Source organism: Microbacterium marmarense (assembly GCF_037204165.1).
In the GTDB taxonomy this organism is placed as follows: domain Bacteria; phylum Actinomycetota; class Actinomycetes; order Actinomycetales; family Microbacteriaceae; genus Microbacterium; species Microbacterium marmarense.
In genome coordinates this window covers 175,845-193,661 of record NZ_JBBDGL010000001.1, presented here as the reverse complement: position 1 = coordinate 193,661, position 17,817 = coordinate 175,845, and the positions used below count along the sequence as shown (strand labels likewise).

Sequence of the window (17,817 nt, the reverse complement as noted above, 5' to 3'; positions counted from 1 at the left end):
CCCAATACTTCCCGTATACGCACGGTCGCAGCATCCGCTCGGCCAAAATGAAGGAGAAACACACATGGCACGTGCTGTAGGAATCGACCTCGGAACGACCAACTCGGTCGTCAGCGTCCTCGAGGGTGGCGAGCCCAAGGTCATCGCCAACGCAGAGGGCTTCCGCACCACCCCTTCGGTGGTCGCCTACACGAAAGACGGCGAGGTGCTCGTCGGTGAGACCGCGAAGCGCCAGGCTGTCACCAACGTCGACCGCACCGTCGCCAGCGTCAAGCGCCACATCGGCACCGATTGGAGCTTCGAGGTTGACGGAAAGAAGTGGACGCCGCAGGAGATCTCGGCTCGCATTCTGATGAAGCTGAAGCGCGACGCCGAGGAGTACCTCGGTGACACCGTGACCGACGCAGTTATCACCGTTCCCGCCTACTTCAACGACGCTGAGCGTCAGGCAACGAAAGAAGCTGGCGAAGTTGCAGGCCTCAACGTTCTTCGCATCATCAACGAGCCCACGGCCGCGGCTCTCGCGTACGGCCTAGACAAGGGCAAAGAAGACGAACTGATTCTCGTGTTCGACCTCGGTGGCGGAACGTTCGACGTCTCGCTGCTCGAAGTGGGCAAGGACGACGACTTCTCGACCATCCAGGTTCGGGCAACTTCTGGTGACAACCGCCTCGGTGGTGACGACTGGGATCAACGCGTCGTCGAGTACCTGATCAAGCAGTTCAAGGAGACCACCGGAGTGGACGTCTCGGGCGACAAGATCGCTCTGCAGCGTCTCAAGGAGGCGGCGGAGCAGGCGAAGAAGGAGCTGTCGAGCTCGAACTCGACCAGCATCAACCTGCCTTACCTGTCGCTGACTGACTCGGGCCCCGTATCGCTGAGCGAGACGCTCTCGCGGGCGAAGTTCGAAGATCTCACCAAGGACCTTCTGGACCGCACCAAGAAGCCCTTCGAAGACGTCATTCGCGAAGCGGGCATCAAGGTTGCCGACATCGATCACGTTGTGCTCGTCGGTGGCTCCACGCGTATGCCTGCCGTAGCTGAGCTCGTCAAGAAAGAGGCGGGCAAGGAAGCGAACAAGGGCGTCAACCCTGATGAGGTCGTCGCCGTCGGCGCTGCCCTGCAGGCTGGCGTTCTCAAGGGCGAGCGCAAGGATGTGCTGCTCATCGATGTCACCCCCCTGAGCCTCGGCATCGAGACCAAGGGCGGCATTATGACCAAGCTCATCGAGCGCAACACGGCCATCCCGACCAAGCGCAGCGAGACCTTCACCACGGCTGACGACAACCAGCCGTCAGTGGCGATCCAGGTGTTCCAGGGTGAGCGTGACTTCACTCGCGACAACAAGCCGCTCGGAACCTTCGAGCTCACGGGTATTGCTCCCGCGCCTCGGGGCATTCCGCAGGTCGAGGTTACTTTCGACATCGACGCCAACGGCATCGTGCACGTGTCTGCTAAGGACAAGGGCACGGGCAAGGAGCAGTCGATGACGATCACCGGTGGTTCGTCCTTGCCGAAGGAAGACATCGAGCGCATGGTCAAGGAAGCGGAAGAGAACGCTGCCGAAGACAAGAAGCGCCGTGAGTCGGCTGAAGTTCGCAACCAGGCTGAGACGCTCTCGTACTCGATCGAGAAGCTCATCAAGGAGAACGAAGACAAGCTGCCCGAAGAGGTCAAGACCGAAGTTCAGGCTGACGTCGATGCCCTCAAAGCCGCCCTCGCTGGTGACGATGACGAAGCCGTGAAGACTGCGTTCGAGAAGCTCAACGAGAGCCAGGGCAAGCTCGGCGAAGCAATCTATGCTTCGAGCCAGGCTGACGCCGCTGCCGCACCCGACGCTGAGGCCCCGACCGATGAGGCCGGTGCGACGTCTGATGAAGACGTCGTAGATGCCGAGGTCGTCGACGACGAAGACGAAAAGGACAACAACAAGTAATCATGGCTGACAAGGACTTCGAAGAGCCAAACGCTGAAGAGCACGGCGAAGACGAGGTCCTCGGCGACGAGGGGTCGGAGACGCAGGTCTCCGACCCCGACCCGCAGGAGGAGCTCACCGTCGATGACATCTTGGGTGCTGAGCAGAATACCGATGCTGCGGCAGAAGATACCGTGCTCGCCGATCTAGAGTCGGCGTTGCTGAACGACCTGAAGCGCCTGCAGGCTGAGTACGCCAACTATCGTCGCCGCACAGAAGACCAGCGCGAGGTCGAGATCGAGCGTGCCAAGGGATCCGTGGCCAAGGGCCTGCTGCCCGTCCTCGACGATCTTGACCGCGCTGAGAAGCACGGTGATCTCGAAGAGGGCACCGCGTTCTTCCCGATCGCCGAGAAACTGCGCGCCGTTGCTGACCGCATGGGGCTGACAACCTACGGCGTAGCGGGCGAAGCATTCGATCCGCAACAGCACGAGGCGATTTTTCAGGCACCCACGCCCGGTGCAACCGAGGCGACGATCCTTGAAGTGGTCGAAATCGGCTACCGACTGGGTTCGGTGGAGCTGCGTCCGGCCAAGGTTGTCGTCGCTGTTCCCGCTGAATAGACCGGTCAAGGAGGAACCATGGCCAGTCAGGACTGGTTCGATAAGGACTTTTACAAGACACTCGGCGTCTCGAAAGACGTCGCCGACGCTGATCTGAAGAAGACCTATCGCAAGCTCGCCCGCAAGTATCATCCCGACTCCAACCAGGGGGATGCTTCGGCCGAAGCGAAGTTCAAAGAGGTCAGCGAGGCGTACTCGGTGCTTTCTGACCCTGAGCAGCGCACGGAGTATGACCAGATTCGCGCGATGGGTTCCGGTGCCCGCTTCACTTCTGGCGGTGGCGGCGCCACGGGCGGCTTCGAAGACGTGTTCAGCATGTTTTCGCAGGGTCGTGGTGCCCGGCCCGGGGCCAGTGGTCCCGAGTACGAAGACATCTTCTCGATGTTCAATCAGCAGGGCGGTGGATTCGGCAACGGGCGCTTCGGTCAATCGACCGGCGGCTTCCGCGGCTACGGCGGTCCGACACGCGGCGCAGATGTCACAGCTCGCACGACCGTCGACTTCATCACCGCTACCAAGGGTGAGACGATCACGCTGCAGGGTGAAGACGGCAAGCCGTTCAAGGTCAAGATTCCCGCTGGCATCGCTGACGGTCAGAAAGTGCGCCTGCGCGGTCGCGGGCGTCCGTCGCCCGATGGCGGCGAGAACGGAGATGTAGTTGTGGCGGTAACTGTGCGGCCGCACCCGGTGTTCGCCCGTGACGGACTGAACCTTCGGGTGACCGTTCCGGTGACATTCACCGAGGCGGCATTAGGAGCAACGATCGAAGTGCCCACACTCGGCGGTGACCCCGTCAAACTGCGGGTTGCTCCCGGCACACCCTCGGGCAGGGTGCTTCGGGTCAAGGGTCGCGGCGTGCAGAGTCCGAAGGGGCTCGGCGACCTGTTGGCTGAAGTTCAGGTCGCGGTGCCGTCGCACCTCGACGACGCTGCTCGTGAAGCGCTCGAGAAGTTCCAGGCGCTGGAGCCACACGAGAACCCGCGCGCAGAGCTCATGTCGAAAGCACGCGGCTAATAGGCTCATTTCAACATGATCGCGAGGAGGATGGCAGATGGCTGAGCAAGATCGGCTTGACGAAGACGCCCCCCTCCTCGCGATCGCTGTTGCCGCGGACCTCGCGGGCATGCACCCTCAGACGTTGCGGCAGTACGACCGCATCGGGCTTGTCGTTCCCGCGCGCACCCAAGGCGGTTCGCGCCGCTACTCGTTGCGCCACGTCGAGCAGTTGCGTGAGGTCGCTCGCCTTTCGGCCGAGGGACTGAGCTTGCCCGGCATCGCGCGCATTCTCGATCTAGAAGATGAGGTGCGAGGGCTTCGCCGCCGCGTCGCAGACCTCGAGAAGCAGATGCGCACTGAGATCGGCAACCGGCCGGGAGCCCGCGTTTTTGCGGCGGGCGCAACCGGGGCTGTGGTTACCCTGCGGCAGGGGTCACGCGTGCGTCGCGCAACCGAAGTGGTGCTGTGGAGTCCGCCTCGCCCCGAAACAAACCAGCGTTGAGAGTCGTGACGTAAGGCAAGCCGTCTCGCCGGGGACGGGCGAGTGCACTGGATGCTGGCCAATCGGCGGCGCTAAAGTCGTGGCGTGACTACAGAGCATTCGGCAACCAGGCGCGAACTGCGTCTGCGCGTTTCGGCCGCGCCGCACGATGACAGGGAACGCTCGCTCGAGACTCTCGCGCTCGGGGTCGGCGCCGTCGCATTCGTCCTTGTCGGAGTGCTCGCGATCATCGTCTTCCAACTTCGCGAGGCGCCAATCGCTGGCCCCGGATCTGTGGGTCAGTTCTCAGCCGTCACGTCTGGGGCCGCAGCGTTCTTGTCGTTCATCGCCGGGCGCTATGTGGTGCATGACCGCGCCGCCGGACACACGATGAGCGTGCTTGACATGCTCGATGTTGTGGCACTGGCGTTCGCGCACGCCGTGATCGCGTTGCTTTCGATGACCCTTTTCGCGGTCATCTTGGAAGACGGGTTCATCGACGCTGAGGTGTTCGCACTGTTCGTGGTGATCATCTCGGGCGCCGCAGCCTCGATCACCGCCTATCTCACGTTCTTCTCAGCGACACACATCGATCTGCAGCTGCTGGCGATCATTCTCGCGGTGTTCCTGCTCGAAGGCGTCCTTGCCGCCATGTTGACAGCCAGCGACCCGCACTGGTGGATGGACAACCTGAGCGCACTCGGGATGACCAACGATCTGTCATCGCTCACATTCAATCTGACGCTGATCGTCGCGGGTTTCATCGTGACGACTCTCGCCCGCTATGCCACCCGTGCGATTCCAACCCCTAACCTGCACGGTCTGCGCAATGTGCGCACAGCGCTCATCATCGTCGGCGTCTTCCTGGCACTCGTCGGCGTGTTCACCGTCGATGAGTTCTTCGGAATCCATACCGCTGTCGCTTCAGGAATGGTCGTCGCCTTCGCGACGCTCGTCTTCCGTCTGCATCGCTGGATTCCCGGTCTGCCGAAGGCCTTCATCGTGGTCGGCTACGTGTTCGTTGGCGTGATCGCGATCCTCGCGGTGAACTTCGCTGTGGGGTATTACACGCTGACCGCCGTGGAACTGGTGGCGGGCATTCTCGTGTTCACGTGGGTCGTGCTCTTCATCCGAAACGCAGCGGCTCTCCAACAAGACGTGCAGCGAGGCTGACTCATGGCAAAACTGACCGAAGAACGATGGCGCCAGCTCACGCGCGTACCGCTCATCGTTGCATCCGTTGTGTTCATCGTCGTGTACTCGTGGCAGGTGATCGCCGACTTTCAGGGAACCGCCTTCATGTCCGCCCGGATCATCATGGGGTTCACCTGGGTGATCTTCGCCGTCGACTACGTCGTGCGACTGGGTTTGGCAGCCGACAAACGACACTGGTTCGTCAGGCACCTGTTTGACTTCACCGTCGTGATTCTTCCCGCCTTGCGCCCCTTGCGATTGTTGAAGGCGCTCACACTGGTGGGTGGGGTTGAACACACCCAGGGAACTGCCATTCGCAGCCGGCTCGCGGTATACGGTGCTGGCGCCGTGGTCATTCTGATCTGGATCGGTTCACTCTCGGTGCTTGATGCCGAGCGCAACGCCCCTGGCGCGAACATCGTCAACTTCGGTGACTCGATTTGGTGGGCGGCGGTGACGATGAGCACGGTGGGCTACGGCGATTACTACCCCGTGACGTTGATGGGTCGACTGGTGGCCGTGTTGCTCATGGCCGCGGCCGTGGCGCTTGTCGGTGTGGTCACCGCGACGCTGGCGTCGTGGGTTATCGAGTTCGCTTCGCGCGGTCACGACGATGACGAGGCATCCACTCGCGGTCAAGTTCGTGAGCTCGCACGGCAGATCAACGGCATTGCGGCCCGACTCGGTGAGATGCCCGAACCTGGGACGAAGCTCGCGTCTGAGCCTGAGGTGCCGCCTCGCCCGCCGCTGCCCCCGAACGCTGCATCGACATGATGGTGTGATCGAATGCTCCCGACTCGGACGCCCGGGAGTGGGTCTTAACCTGCTGTATCCCTTCGGTTCAGATACGCTTGCGCCGTGAGACGTCAGCCCCCGCAACCCACTTCAGCACCCGAGCGCGCTCAGCCGATGCTTTCACCGACGCTGTCTGTGCTAATCGGGCTGGCGGCTACCGTCGTAGCGCTCGCAGGCCTGTTTCTGGCACGCGATCTCGTCGGTCCGCTGGTGCTCGGTGCGGTGCTCGTGATCATCTGTCATCCGATTCGGTTCCCCCTTGAGCGCAAAGGGTGGCCGCGCTGGGCGGCTACGACCGCCGTGATTGTCGTCGCATATTTGATCCTCGCTGTGCTGGTCGCGCTGTTGTTCTTCGCGGGCACCCAATTCGCCCAGTTGGTCGTCGACTACTCAGGCGAACTGCAGAAGACCATTCAGACCATCGTCGCGTCGCTACAGGATCTGGGCCTTGACTCCACGACTGCAGACGCCGCGGCAAGCTTGCTCTCACCGTCGACGATTCTGTCTTTCGCATCGTCGCTGGGCAGCACCGTGCTTGCGGTGCTCACCGCATTCTTCTTCGTTGTCGCGTACATCATCTTCATGGCGGCTGACGGAGCTCGGTACACGCGCGCCGAAACCGCTTTCGGCCCGTCGATTCGACCAACCGCAGATCGTGTGCGCGCCTACAACGGCGGCGTGCGAAAGTACTACGTCGTCAATGCGAGCTTCGGCGCAATCGTGGCGATTATCGATGGCCTCGCGCTGTGGGCTCTCGACATTCCGGCGCCGGCAGTGTGGGCGATTCTTGCTTTTGTCACGAACTTCGTGCCGAACATCGGTTTCGTGCTCGGGCTGGTGCCGCCCGCTCTGCTCGCGCTCGTCGTAGGGGGATGGCCTCTCTTCTTCGCGGTGGTGGCGATCTATTGCGTCGTCAATGTGACCCTGCAGGTCTTGGTGCAGCCGAAGTTCGTGAGCGATGCAGTGAACCTATCGCTCACCCTGAGCTTTTTCTCGGTGATCTTCTGGACGTTCATCATTGGTCCGCTGGGCGCAATTCTGTCCATCCCGCTGACACTTCTTGTGCGCGCTCTGGTGCTCGATTCAGACCCGTCTCAGCGATGGCTACGGTGGCTTTCGGGTGATATTGACGCGACCAGCATCAAATAGCGCATCGCGTGCGAACGGATCACGATAACGTGTGCAGTCATGGCGGCCACCCGGCCACGTGACTCTTTTACGCGATATGGATCTTCATGGACGCTGTACTCGGTAGCAATCTGATCTGGTTGGGCGCGGTGCTGCTGCATGTCGCCATCAGCGTCACCGCACTGATCGTGCTTCCCAAGCACCGCAAACCGACCGCCGCCATGGCGTGGTTGCTGGCAATCATCTTGGTGCCGTATTTGGGCATCTTGCTGTATCTGCTTATCGGAAGCATCAAGCTGCCGAAGTCTCGGCGTGACAAGCAGACGCAGATCGACGCCATCATCGCGGAGCGCGTTGCTGCGGCTGGCGTGGAAGTCGACGACACCACGTGGCCCGCTCACTTTCGCACGATCGTCGCGCAGAACCAGCGGCTGACCAAGCTGCCGCCGCAAGAGAACAACAGCGCCCAGCTCTTCGGCGACTACGAGCAGTCCATTATCGAGATGGCCAAGGCGATGGATGCTGCAGAGCGCTACATCCACGTCGAGTTCTTCATCGTCTCGAACGACAAGACCACTGCACCGTTCTTCGCCGCGATGGAGGCTGCGGTAGCCCGAGGCGTCACAGTCCGCTTGCTGGCGGACCACGTCTCCTCACGTCGTGCCGTCAACTCCAAAGCGACCTTTGCCGAGCTTGACCGCATTGGCGTGAAGTGGGAGTGGCTCTTGCCGGTAATGCCGCTGAAGGGCAAGTATCAGCGGCCTGACCTGCGCAATCACCGCAAGCTGGTCGTGATCGACGGCAAAGTCGCGTTCATGGGTTCGCAGAACCTCATCGACCGCACCTACAACACCCCCAAGAACATTGCACGCGGACTCAAGTGGCAAGAACTTGTCTCGCGCTTCGAGGGCCCGGTCGTCGCATCCATCGATGCGATCTTCATCACCGACTGGTTCATCGAAACGGGCGACCTGCTCGATGACGAGCAGGTCGCCGCTATCGATGTGCCCCGACCCACTGACGGCGAGCTTGTCTGCCAGCTGGTGCCCAGCGGCCCGGGCTACGCCACCGAGAACAACCTGCGCCTGTTCCTGTCGCTCATCCATTCCGCCAGTGAACGGGTCATAATCACCAGCCCCTACTTCGTGCCCGACGAGGCCATGGTCTACGCCATCACCACGGCGTGCGAGCGAGGCATCGAAGTGCAGCTGTTCGTTTCAGAGGTAGGTGACCAAGGCCTGGTCTACCACGCGCAACGGTCGTACTACGAGACGCTACTCGAGGCGGGGGTGCGTATCTTCCTGTACCCGGGGCCGTTCATCCTTCACTCGAAGCACTTCTCAATTGATGACGATGTCGCGGTAATCGGCTCAAGCAACATGGACATCCGGTCGTTCAGCTTGAACATGGAGATCTCCATGATGGTGCGCGGACGATCGTTCGTAGACGGCATGCGTGCAGTCGAGCAGGGCTATCGCGATATCAGTCGGGAACTGACCCTTGAGCAGTGGCGGGCCGAGCCGAGCAAAGCGACCTTCCTCGATGGCGTCGCCCGCCTCACCTCGGCACTGAACTGAGTTGTCAGAGACGCGCTGAGTTGTCACGAATGCGCTGAGTCGTCAGAAACGCGCTGAGTCGTCAGCAATACAGAACGCGGGTGCCCGAAAGGATCGTTCGGGCACCCGCGTTTTGTCGATCTAGCCGAGGAGTTTGGCCTTCGCGGCTGCGAACTCAGCGTCGTTCAAGATGCCTGCCTCTTTGAGGCCGGCAAGTTTTTGCAGTTCGGCGACAACGTCGACGCCAGCTGCCGGTGCTGCCGGTGCGGGCGGGGACGCGTATGCCGCGGCAGCTTGCTGCTGAGCGACAGCATCTGCAGCGGCCTGCTGCATCGCCGCTTGCTGTTGGGCCGCCTGATACTGCTCCTGCTCAGCCTGCTGCTGCGCTTTGCGCTGCGAGGAACCCGCGACTGCGCCGCTGACGGCAGTGGCCGTTCCAGCAACGACGGCGGTGCGGGCAGCGAGTCCGATGAGGCCGGGACGGCCCATACGACGACGCATAATTACTCTCCTTCGTCTTCTACTGCATCAGCGATCGCGTTCACGATCGGGGCTGGAATGCGCTCAGCGCTGAGGACGACGCCTCCAGACGCGGCGACCTTAGAGGCCAGCTCTCGCTGGAAAGCGAGTTCGAACGCGACGAGCATGGCGTTGGCTCCCGGGGGAACGAGCTCTGCAAGTTCTGCAACATCTTCTTCGCCGGTGATGCCGGCTGCGCCGAGGGCGATCTCGCCGAGCCCAAAGTCGTCACCATCTTCGATCTCGATGATTGTGACGTCACCGTCATCTGACTTGGAGATGAGCATGAGGTCGAGCAAGTTGACCTTATCGGTCGACACCAGCTCGATCAGAGCCTCCATGACACCGGGGTCTGGACGTTCTCCTTCGAATCCGACGAGGTAGAGCTCGACGGGTCCGTACCGAAACTCGGTCATGGGGTTCCCTTCCTATAGTCGCAACTGACGAGTCGAGCGTAGCGCGATCTGCGGTCGCGTTCCTATGCCGATCACCGCAAGAAACGGCGGCTATCGCGCGACGCGTCAGGAGGGATCGATACGCAGTACCGTTGGGGATTCGCCGACCTCGACGTCGTCAACCGTGCGCAAAGTGCGGGCGAGGTCGTCGATCGAGCCGATCACCGTGCCGAAGCGTTCGCGGTCGCCGCACACCGCTGTGATCGTGATGATGTGCGTGCCGGTGTCCCACGTGTAGGTGGCGAACGGGGGCGTCTTGCCATCGCCGGGCAGCGGCACGACGAGCTTTTCGCCAACCCCCAGATAGGCATTGCGAAAGTTCTCGGTGTCGTCATACTCCATCGGCATCATCGCGCGTGCAGTGCGCAGCTGCGGCGTCGCCTCTTGCACCTGTGCCATCGCGACGACAAGTTCAGCATCCGCTTTCCATACCCACACGAGCACTCGGCCGGCAGCTTTCTTCATCAGCATCGGAGCCGCCTGGCTGATTGCCCAGGCAGCGAAGCCGCTGGCAGGGCGGGCCGTCGACCCGGCAGTAGTGCTCGCCTGCGTGAGCAGCATCTTGATTGCGGCCTTGCGATGACGACGGCCGCGAAAGCCAATCGAATCGGTTACGGGCACCCAAAGGTGGGGATCGGCGTCGGCCTGCAAACGGGGCATGTCAACCAGCGTACGCACGGCCGCGCATAACTGGCTGAGAGAGCGCCTCGGGTAGGGTGGATGCCGCGCCTCAGCGACCCCCAGAGCCGCACCGCCGCACAGACAGGCCTACACACCCGTGACCGATCCCGCGACGCCCGACGAGCAGAACGCTGCCGCCGCGAGTGCCCGTCCTTTGACGATTCTGATCGGCGCCGACACGTTCCTGCCACACGTGAACGGAGCCGCACGTTTCGCGGAGCGTTTGGCGGCCGGATTGGTGGAGCGCGGGCACGAGGTGCACGTCGAGGCGCCCAGTGCGACTCACGCGGAACACGGCACGTTCGTGGAGGTCATCGAGGGTCAGAAGATGACGGTGCACCGCATTCCATCGCGCCGCTACCTGCCGCACGACTGGCTCACGTTCGTATGGCCTTGGATGTCGAAGCACTATGCGCGCAAGGTGCTCAATGCGGTCAACCCCGACGTCGTGCACATCCAGTCCCACATCTTGATCGGCCGCGGTCTCTCGCGTGAGGCGGCAAAGCGCGGCATCCCGATCATTGCGACCAACCACGTGATGCCCGAGAACGTGCTCGACTTCACCATTCTGCCGACCGCGTGGAACGACTACATTCTCAAGCTCGCGTGGGAAGACGCCCAGCGCACCTTCGCCCTCACCGAGGCCGTCACGACGCCCACAAGGCGCGCCGCCGATTTTCTGGAATCGACGGTCAACGTCGAGAACGTGATTCCCATCAGTTGCGGAATTCAAGCCAGCAACTACACCGCGGATTTTGAGCCGCGTGATGCCAATCGCATGGTGTTCGTCGGGCGCCTCACCACCGAAAAGCAGATCGACGTCGCGCTGCACGCCATGACGCTTCTCGCTCCAGAACTCGACGTCACCTTCGACATCGTGGGCAAGGGGGACCAACGGCGCAATCTCGAGCAGCTCGTCGCGCAGTTGGGCCTGAGCGAGCGCGTGCGCTTTCACGGCCACACCACCGACGAGGAACTTCGCGGTCTGCTCACCAACGCGAGCCTGTTCGTTATCGCCTCGATTGCCGAACTGCAGTCGATCGCAACCATGGAGGCGATGGCTTCGGGACTGCCCATTGTCGCGGCGAACGCGGTCGCGCTGCCGCACCTTGTGCACGACGGTGAGAACGGCTACCTCTTCGAGCCCGGCAACGCCGACGATCTCGCTGACAAGATCACCATGGTTCTTGCTCAGCCCGCTGAAGAGCGCTTGCGCATGCAACGGGCGTCTCTCGAAGGCGTGAAGGTGCACGACATGAAGCGCACGCTCGACACCTTTGAGGCGCTGTACCGCGGCGAGCCCCTGCCGGAGTAGCCAGTGCACATCGTGATGTTCGGCGATCAGCACCTCGAGTCACTCGGGGGCGCTCAGGTCTCGATGCGTCTGCAACGTCGCTTTCTTGAGAAAGCGGGCCACACCGTCACGGTCGTTGCCCCGGCGATGCACGGAGCACGCGCTCGCCTCGTCGTTGATGGCGCCTATGTCGATATGCCGTCAGTGCCGATCACTCCCGACCGGGAGTACTCGCTCACGTGGCCGTCGCGAAGGAACGACCGATGGGTGGATGCTGCGCTCGCCCGCCGCCCAGCCGTAGACGTCGTGCACATTCAAGCTGATTTCTGGGGCGCGTTCATCGGGCACCGATTTGCCGCACGGCATCAGCTGCCGGTGGTGCACACCATGCACAACAGGGTCGACGTCGGAATAGAAGCGACCGCACCGTTCCCTGCTCTGGTGTTGCGGGCGCTCAACGCCTGGCAGCGACGCGTGCTGCGACTCACGGAGCCGAAGCCTCGAGGCCACGACGGTTGGGCATTACTACGGCGTTTCGCGTTGCGCTCTGACGCGGTTACTGCTCCGTCGGCGCACTTCGCCGAGCGGCTTGAAGCGCACGGGGTCGTGCCGGGCGGCAGCGTGGGCGCGTCGCGTCGGCGGGCGCTGAATGCACCTCATGTCGATGTGGTCTGGAACGGGATCGATGACGAGATGCTCGCCGATGTGCTGGCCGAGGCATCGACAGCGCGCGAGAGCGGCCGCCCCCGGTTCGTGTGGCTTGGCCGCATGAGCCCCGAGAAGCGGCTGTTGCCGTTCTTGACCGCGCTTGCTGCATCGGGAGCGGATGCTGAGGTCGAGATCATCGGTGGCGGGGCCGAACGGCATGCGGCCGAGAGGCTCGTCGCAAAGCATGGGCTTGAGGATGCGGTGACGTTCTGCGGAAAGTTGCCGTACGCCCAGGTGCTGCGCCGGATTGCGGCTGCCGATGCCGTGGTGCAGACATCGATCGGATTTGAGACACAGGGAATGACGGTGTTCGAGGCAGCATCCCTCGGCACACCGGCAATCGTGTGTGACCCCGACATCGCGCGCGAACTCGGTTCGGGCTACTGGGCCGTCGCCGAAACAGCGCGAGCCGCACGGACGGTGTCTGCACTCGCAGGCGCGCTCCGCGTCGCGGCCGCCGAAATCGCTGCCGGCACTCCGGTCAAGGTTGACCCTGGCGTTCGAGAGAAATTTCGCCAATCGTCGCGCACCGCCGCGATGGTCGAGGTGTACGAGCGCGTCACCGGCTGACGCGCCGCGGCGCAGCATCCATCGCGCGTTTGGTGCGTGAGGTGGGGCTCGGTGCGTGAGGCGGGGTTTGGTGCGTGAGGCGGGGTTTGGTGCGTGAGACGGGGCGTGGTGCGCGAGACAGGTTCGCGGGTGGCTTGATTCGCGCACGAGGTCTTGTTTCGGTGAGGCCGGGCTTGGTGTGCGAGGCGGGGCTTCGGGCGTGAGGCGGGGCTCGGTGCGTGAGGCGGGGTTTGGTGCGTGAGGCAGGGTTTGCTGCGCGAGGCGGGCTTTCGGACGTGAGACGGGGCGTGGTGCGCGAGACAGGTTCGCGGGTGGCTTGATTCGCGCACGAGGTCTTGTTTCGGCGCCTGCGGTGGCGGATGCCGGCGTGGGTGGCAGGGCCTGCGTTCGGTCGCGGCGGGCAGCGCCGACGGAGGCGCGGTTTGCGTTAAGGCAGACGGGTGCGGTCGGTGGGCACGGCGCGATAGCCATCGTGGGCGACGGCGATGAGCGATCCGGCAACGCCGGCGATGGACAGAGCGAGAACTACGATGAGTGTGAACATGGCAGAAACGCTACGCTTGCGCTTTACCTGCCACGAGTGGCAGAATTGCCACTGTTCGACTGAAACCTGCCACAAGCGCAAGGAGCCACGATGCACACCGTCGCCGTGATCGTCCAAGACGGGTTCGCCCCATTCGAGTTTGGCGTGGCATGCGAGGCGTTCGGCCTCGATCGTTCCGACGAGGGCATCCCCAACTTCGACTTCAGGGTGGTCACTCCCGAGCCAGGCGTCGTCAACTCGCGCATGGGCTTCTCGCTCAACGTCGACAGCGACCTCTCGTTCGCCGGTGAGGCCGACCTGGTCGTGGTGTCGCCGGTGCCGAGCGAGTTCTGGGCAGCCCCAGACCCTCGAGTGCTCGACGTCGTGCGTGCCGCGGTCGCTCGAGGCGCTTGGGTGCTCAGCGTCTGCAGCGGATCGTTCATCATCGCCGCGTCAGGAGTGCTCGACGGGCGAAAGGCGACAACCCACTGGCGGTATGCCGCCAAGATGGCCGCGATGCATCCGCAGATCGACGTCGACCCCGACGCGCTGTACGTGCAAGATGGCCGCATCATCACCAGCGCCGGCACGGCGGCCGGACTTGACGCGTGTCTTCATCTGCTGCGACAAGAGCTTGGTGCTGAGCTCACGAACAAGATCGCCCGACGCATGGTGGTGCCGCCGCAACGTGATGGCGGGCAGGCGCAGTTCATCAACACTCCGATTCCAGAGGTCGAGTCGCTCTCGCTGTCGCGCGTCGCCGATTGGATGCTGAACAATCTGCGCTTCGACCTCACCGTTGACCAACTCGCGGCGAAAGCCCACATGTCTCCGCGCACTTTCGCTCGCAGATTCAAGGCCGACTTCGGCGCGACGCCTGCCGCGTGGGTCGCTCGACAGCGAATCATCCACGCGCAGCGACTGCTGGAACAGACCGATCTCGCGCTCGAGCGCATCGCTGATGAATCAGGCTTCGGCTCGGCGGCGGTTCTGCGGCAGAACTTTGCGCGCGTGCTCGGCACGACGCCGACTGCGTATCGCGCGCGGTTCACCTGCATGCCCGATGCCCCGGTGTCCGTCGCCTAGCACGACGGGTTCAGCCCCGGGGGCTACGCCGCCGCACCGTGCATCCCTGCCGAATCCCAGCCTCACGCGCTGTTGCGCTGCCGCCATACGCGCCCGGGAATCCCTGCCGCATGCGCTGCCGACGCACTGTCCCGCCCCTGCCGCAGGTGCTGTTGCACCCCCGCCGCAGATGCTGTCCCGCCCGCCGCGCGCGCCGCCGCGCCACCGCCGTGGGTGAACGTTAGAACACGACCGCCACGACTGAGTCGTCCCGTGTCGCCGAGTGGGCGGTGACCCCGATAGCGTGGCATCGTGCGCTCGAAGCTACGGCGGTTGTTCTCGCGTAGAACGCTACGCAAAGACGTTGTCGCGGGCGTCACGCTCGGAGTCGAGAGTGTGCCCGATGGGCTGGCTCAAGGGCTGCTCGCCGGAGTGAATCCGCTTGCCGGCTTGTATGGACACCTGTTCGGCATGGTCGGCGCCGCGATGTTCACGAGCAGCGCGTTCATGACAGTTCAGGTCACCGGCGCCATGGCGTTGATCGTGGCGGATGCTGGTCTCGAGTCTCGACCGAATCCCGACCAGGCGCTCTACACGCTGACGATGTTGAGCGGTCTGGTGTTGATCATTGCGGGTCTGCTTGGCGGCGGAAGGCTCGTACGTTTTGTGCCGACACCCGTCATGACCGGGTTCGTGACTGCGGTCGGCGTGAACATCGTGCTCGGGCAGCTCGCCAACTTCACGGGCTATGGCGCGCAAGGCGCGAATCGGCTCACCAAGACCATCGATACTGCTCTCAACATGTTTCAGTGGAGCATCGCTGCCGTGCTGGTGGGATCTCTCACGATTCTGGTCATCGCACTGTTGCAGCACACCCGAATCGGCCCGCTCGGGCTTGTGGTTGCCGTCGTGCTCGGCTCACTCAGTGCGGTTTTGCTGAATCTCTGGGGCTCACGGCCGGTCGTCGTGCTGAATGACCTCGTCGAGGTGCCGGCGGCACTTCCACTGCCCGTGCTCCCGAGCATCGACGATCTGTTCTTCGTCGCGTTGCCAGCCGTCTCGCTGGCGTTCGTAGCGATGGTTCAAGGCGCTGCGGTGTCGGCTGGTGTGCCGACGCCTGACGGCAAACCGGCCAATGCCTCGCGCGACTTCATCGCTCAGGGAGCCGGCAACATTCTGTCGGGACTCTTCAGGGGCATGCCGGTCGGCGGGTCGATGTCTGGTTCGTCGCTCGTCGTGCAGGCCGGCGCACGCACGCGGTTGGTGTACTTCGTCGCGGGTACTGTGACGGCCCTGGTGATTCTGTTCGCCTCAGACCTTGTCGCCTACATCGCGATGCCTGCGCTCGCCGGTCTGCTGATCTATGTCGGCGTGACAGCGGTAAAGCCCAGTCGTATCTATTCGGTGTTCAAGACCGGGCCGCTTCCTGCCGCCATCATGGTGGTGACTTTCTTGCTCACGCTGGTGGTGCCGTTGCAGTTTGCGGTGCTAGCCGGCGTCGGCCTGGGCATCATTCTGTTTGTCGCGCAGCAGTCCAACCGCGTTCGCGTGCGGCAGGTGCACCTTGGTGGCGATGGCCGCATGCGCGAGTCGGAACCGCCACGCGTGATCCCTGCCGACGATGTTGTCGTGCTTCAGCCCTACGGCAGCTTGTTCTTCGCCAGCGCCCCCACCGTTGAAAACCAGCTTCCGGTTGTCAACGCAGATTCACGAAACTCCGTGGTGATCGTTCGCTTGAGAGGCACCGACCAGATCGGCCTCGCCCTGGTCGAGGTGTTGCTGCGGTACGCGGCGGCGCTGCGCGTCGCCGACTCTTCGATGAAGATCGTCGTGAGCGAAGAGCTCGTGATGACTCAGATGGCAGCGGGTGGTCTATTGGCCGAGATCGGTGAGAGAAACATCTATCGCGGCACGGAGTGGGTCGGCGAAACGTTGCGTCAGGCATACAACGACGCGCGTGAAGAGCTCGAACGCTGAAGGCGCGCGCGTCACCGCCAGAGGCTTCGGCACGCGTCGCGCAGGGCGCGGGCATCTTCGCGGTTGAGGGATGCCGCACCGCGGCGCTCTGCGCTGGCAGCGGCGCGGCGAAACAGGCGGTAGTTCTGCGGCGACATCGCAGCAAGAGATGCGAGCACCTTCTGCACGCGCAGGCCGACCTCGATCATTGCGGCGCCATCGCGAGCGATAGGGCGAAACCCATCGTCAATCAGGTCTTCAAGCGAGACCGGCGAGAGCCACAGGTGTGGATAGAGCAGTTCCTCATCACGCTCTTGCTCAGCCATCAGCGTGAACACTCGCTCGAGTGCAGCCAGCGCATCGATCGCCGTGCCGGGGTCATTCGTCGCTGGCGAGAGGGCCCTGCTGCCAATCTCTGAGAGGGCGATCACGCCGAGACGCGGATCCTGGTCGTAGCTGCGATGTGCCTCGACGTGGAAGGCGTCTCGAAGCGCGTCGGCCGTGTCGTCGTTGAGCGTGCCGACTACGTGCGCGAGCGGCGTGCGCGAGTTCGCCGTCCGGCCTGCCGTGGCGATGATGTGCACCTCGATCGACGCCGATTCGGCGACGCGTTCAAGGGTGCCGAGGTCGATATTGGTGACGAACCCAGGTGAGGCGGCATACACCGGCAGGGCCGAAGGTGGCGTTGCTCGCAGGGGGCGAGCGCCGAGAGCAGGTCGACGAGCGTACTGCGCGAGCGTGTCGCCGGCCGCTTTCTCAACCCGGCTGATGATGTCAGACATTCGCCCGAAGTTAGCCAGGTGCGCAATCCATCGAAGCAGAGTCACGATGATGATGACGACGACCACGAGTGTGCCGAGGAACAGCAGCGTGCGCGATTGTTCTGGGTAATAGCCCGTGGAAAGAGCGACGATGCCGACCAGCGAGTAGGCGAAGCTGCCGACGAACGTTGACAGGACGTTCTGCGAGGTGCGGTCTTCGACCAGCAGTTGGGTCGCTCGCGGTGTGGCGATTCTGGCGGCAGACGAATAGGCGGTCACCATCGCTGTCAGTGAGAACGTGGTCACCGCCAGCATCGACGTGGCAAGAATCTGAAGGATCGAATCGATAGCGCCCTGGCCGAGATCAAGCGTCGGCGAGAACGGCAGCAACGGACCGATCCATCCGATCAGCAGGGCATACGCGATCGCCACCAGCGTGAACAGCGCGGCGCGGAACCATACGCGCCTAGCTAGGCGACTGAGAAATACTTTCGCTGCGCTGATGATCGCACCTCCGAACTTTCACCCTATGGCTTCAACGCGTTTCGATTGCCGCGGTTGCCGTCGAATCCTCTGCCGAGGTAAACTTGAGTCATG

General features: G+C 63.1%; 16 protein-coding genes. 12 read left to right on the top strand and 4 right to left on the bottom strand.

Annotated elements, in window-relative coordinates:
• Positions 1-64 precede the first annotated feature (64 nt).
• From dnaK to cls, 8 genes are all read left to right on the top strand, one after another.
• On the top strand, positions 65-1,936 hold the full coding sequence (gene dnaK, locus WDU96_RS00835) for a molecular chaperone DnaK (RefSeq protein WP_337336591.1): 1,872 nt from the start codon (positions 65-67) through the stop codon (positions 1,934-1,936).
• A gap of 2 nt (positions 1,937-1,938) precedes the next feature.
• Positions 1,939-2,538, top strand: a complete 600-nt coding sequence (locus tag WDU96_RS00830) for a nucleotide exchange factor GrpE (protein WP_337336590.1) — start codon at positions 1,939-1,941, stop codon at positions 2,536-2,538.
• A gap of 18 nt (positions 2,539-2,556) precedes the next feature.
• Positions 2,557-3,552: a DnaJ C-terminal domain-containing protein gene (locus WDU96_RS00825; protein WP_337336589.1), complete on the top strand. Its 996-nt coding sequence runs from the start codon at positions 2,557-2,559 to the stop codon at positions 3,550-3,552.
• A gap of 37 nt (positions 3,553-3,589) precedes the next feature.
• Entirely contained in the window at positions 3,590-4,036 is a 447-nt protein-coding gene (locus WDU96_RS00820; protein ID WP_337336588.1) for a heat shock protein transcriptional repressor HspR, read from the top strand.
• A gap of 84 nt (positions 4,037-4,120) precedes the next feature.
• Positions 4,121-5,188, top strand: coding sequence for a hypothetical protein (locus WDU96_RS00815; protein ID WP_337336587.1), 1,068 nt, complete (start codon positions 4,121-4,123; stop codon positions 5,186-5,188).
• Between the two features lie 3 nt (positions 5,189-5,191).
• Positions 5,192-5,983 (top strand): potassium channel family protein, encoded by a 792-nt coding sequence (locus tag WDU96_RS00810; protein ID WP_337336586.1) that lies wholly within the window; start codon positions 5,192-5,194, stop codon positions 5,981-5,983.
• A gap of 84 nt (positions 5,984-6,067) precedes the next feature.
• Positions 6,068-7,153: an AI-2E family transporter gene (locus tag WDU96_RS00805; protein ID WP_337336585.1), complete on the top strand. Its 1,086-nt coding sequence runs from the start codon at positions 6,068-6,070 to the stop codon at positions 7,151-7,153.
• A gap of 86 nt (positions 7,154-7,239) precedes the next feature.
• On the top strand, positions 7,240-8,709 hold the full coding sequence (cls, locus tag WDU96_RS00800; RefSeq protein ID WP_337336584.1) for a cardiolipin synthase: 1,470 nt from the start codon (positions 7,240-7,242) through the stop codon (positions 8,707-8,709).
• Between the two features lie 120 nt (positions 8,710-8,829).
• Here the strand turns inward: cls and WDU96_RS00795 are convergent, their stop codons facing one another.
• From WDU96_RS00795 to WDU96_RS00785, 3 genes are all read right to left on the bottom strand, one after another.
• Positions 8,830-9,189 carry an SHOCT domain-containing protein gene (locus WDU96_RS00795; RefSeq protein WP_337336583.1) on the bottom strand — a complete coding sequence of 120 codons (360 nt, stop codon included), beginning with the start codon at positions 9,187-9,189 and terminating at the stop codon, positions 8,830-8,832.
• A gap of 2 nt (positions 9,190-9,191) precedes the next feature.
• Positions 9,192-9,623: a DUF6325 family protein gene (locus tag WDU96_RS00790; protein WP_337336582.1), complete on the bottom strand. Its 432-nt coding sequence runs from the start codon at positions 9,621-9,623 to the stop codon at positions 9,192-9,194.
• Positions 9,624-9,728: 105 nt separating this feature from the next.
• Positions 9,729-10,322 carry a hypothetical protein gene (locus WDU96_RS00785; RefSeq protein WP_337336581.1) on the bottom strand — a complete coding sequence of 198 codons (594 nt, stop codon included), beginning with the start codon at positions 10,320-10,322 and terminating at the stop codon, positions 9,729-9,731.
• A 118-nt stretch (positions 10,323-10,440) separates the two neighbouring features.
• On the opposite strand from WDU96_RS00785, the gene WDU96_RS00780 reads away from it, so the two are divergent.
• The 4 genes from WDU96_RS00780 (at position 10,441) to WDU96_RS00765 (ending at position 16,480) form a co-directional block, all read left to right on the top strand.
• Positions 10,441-11,658, top strand: coding sequence for a glycosyltransferase (locus WDU96_RS00780; protein WP_337336580.1), 1,218 nt, complete (start codon positions 10,441-10,443; stop codon positions 11,656-11,658).
• Between the two features lie 3 nt (positions 11,659-11,661).
• A complete protein-coding gene (locus WDU96_RS00775; protein WP_337336579.1) occupies positions 11,662-12,915 on the top strand; it encodes a glycosyltransferase in 1,254 nt (417 codons plus the stop codon).
• A gap of 634 nt (positions 12,916-13,549) precedes the next feature.
• Complete coding sequence (locus WDU96_RS00770) at positions 13,550-14,524, top strand: GlxA family transcriptional regulator (RefSeq protein WP_337336578.1); 975 nt, start codon at positions 13,550-13,552, stop codon at positions 14,522-14,524.
• Between the two features lie 291 nt (positions 14,525-14,815).
• The gene (locus tag WDU96_RS00765) at positions 14,816-16,480 is read left to right on the top strand and encodes a SulP family inorganic anion transporter (protein WP_337336577.1); all 1,665 of its coding nucleotides are present in this window, start codon (positions 14,816-14,818) and stop codon (positions 16,478-16,480) included.
• 11 nt (positions 16,481-16,491) lie between these two features.
• Here WDU96_RS00765 and WDU96_RS00760 read toward each other — a convergent pair whose 3' ends face one another.
• Positions 16,492-17,724, bottom strand: a complete 1,233-nt coding sequence (locus tag WDU96_RS00760; protein WP_337337629.1) for a DUF2254 domain-containing protein — start codon at positions 17,722-17,724, stop codon at positions 16,492-16,494.
• Between the last annotated feature and the right edge of the window lie 93 nt (positions 17,725-17,817).

What these genes read in the sequence shown, in the direction of transcription:
- WDU96_RS00810 (WP_337336586.1), top strand. Translation starts at nt 5,192, where the DNA reads ATGGCAAAACTGACCGAAGAACGATGGCGCCAGCTCACGCGCGTACCG.
- WDU96_RS00825 (WP_337336589.1), top strand. Translation starts at nt 2,557, where the DNA reads ATGGCCAGTCAGGACTGGTTCGATAAGGACTTTTACAAGACACTCGGC.
- WDU96_RS00795 (WP_337336583.1), bottom strand. Translation starts at nt 9,189, where the DNA reads ATGCGTCGTCGTATGGGCCGTCCCGGCCTCATCGGACTCGCTGCCCGC.
- WDU96_RS00830 (WP_337336590.1), top strand. Translation starts at nt 1,939, where the DNA reads ATGGCTGACAAGGACTTCGAAGAGCCAAACGCTGAAGAGCACGGCGAA.
- WDU96_RS00770 (WP_337336578.1), top strand. Translation starts at nt 13,550, where the DNA reads ATGCACACCGTCGCCGTGATCGTCCAAGACGGGTTCGCCCCATTCGAG.
- WDU96_RS00820 (WP_337336588.1), top strand. Translation starts at nt 3,590, where the DNA reads ATGGCTGAGCAAGATCGGCTTGACGAAGACGCCCCCCTCCTCGCGATC.
- WDU96_RS00790 (WP_337336582.1), bottom strand. Translation starts at nt 9,623, where the DNA reads ATGACCGAGTTTCGGTACGGACCCGTCGAGCTCTACCTCGTCGGATTC.
- dnaK (WP_337336591.1), top strand. Translation starts at nt 65, where the DNA reads ATGGCACGTGCTGTAGGAATCGACCTCGGAACGACCAACTCGGTCGTC.
- cls (WP_337336584.1), top strand. Translation starts at nt 7,240, where the DNA reads ATGGACGCTGTACTCGGTAGCAATCTGATCTGGTTGGGCGCGGTGCTG.
- WDU96_RS00785 (WP_337336581.1), bottom strand. Translation starts at nt 10,322, where the DNA reads ATGCCCCGTTTGCAGGCCGACGCCGATCCCCACCTTTGGGTGCCCGTA.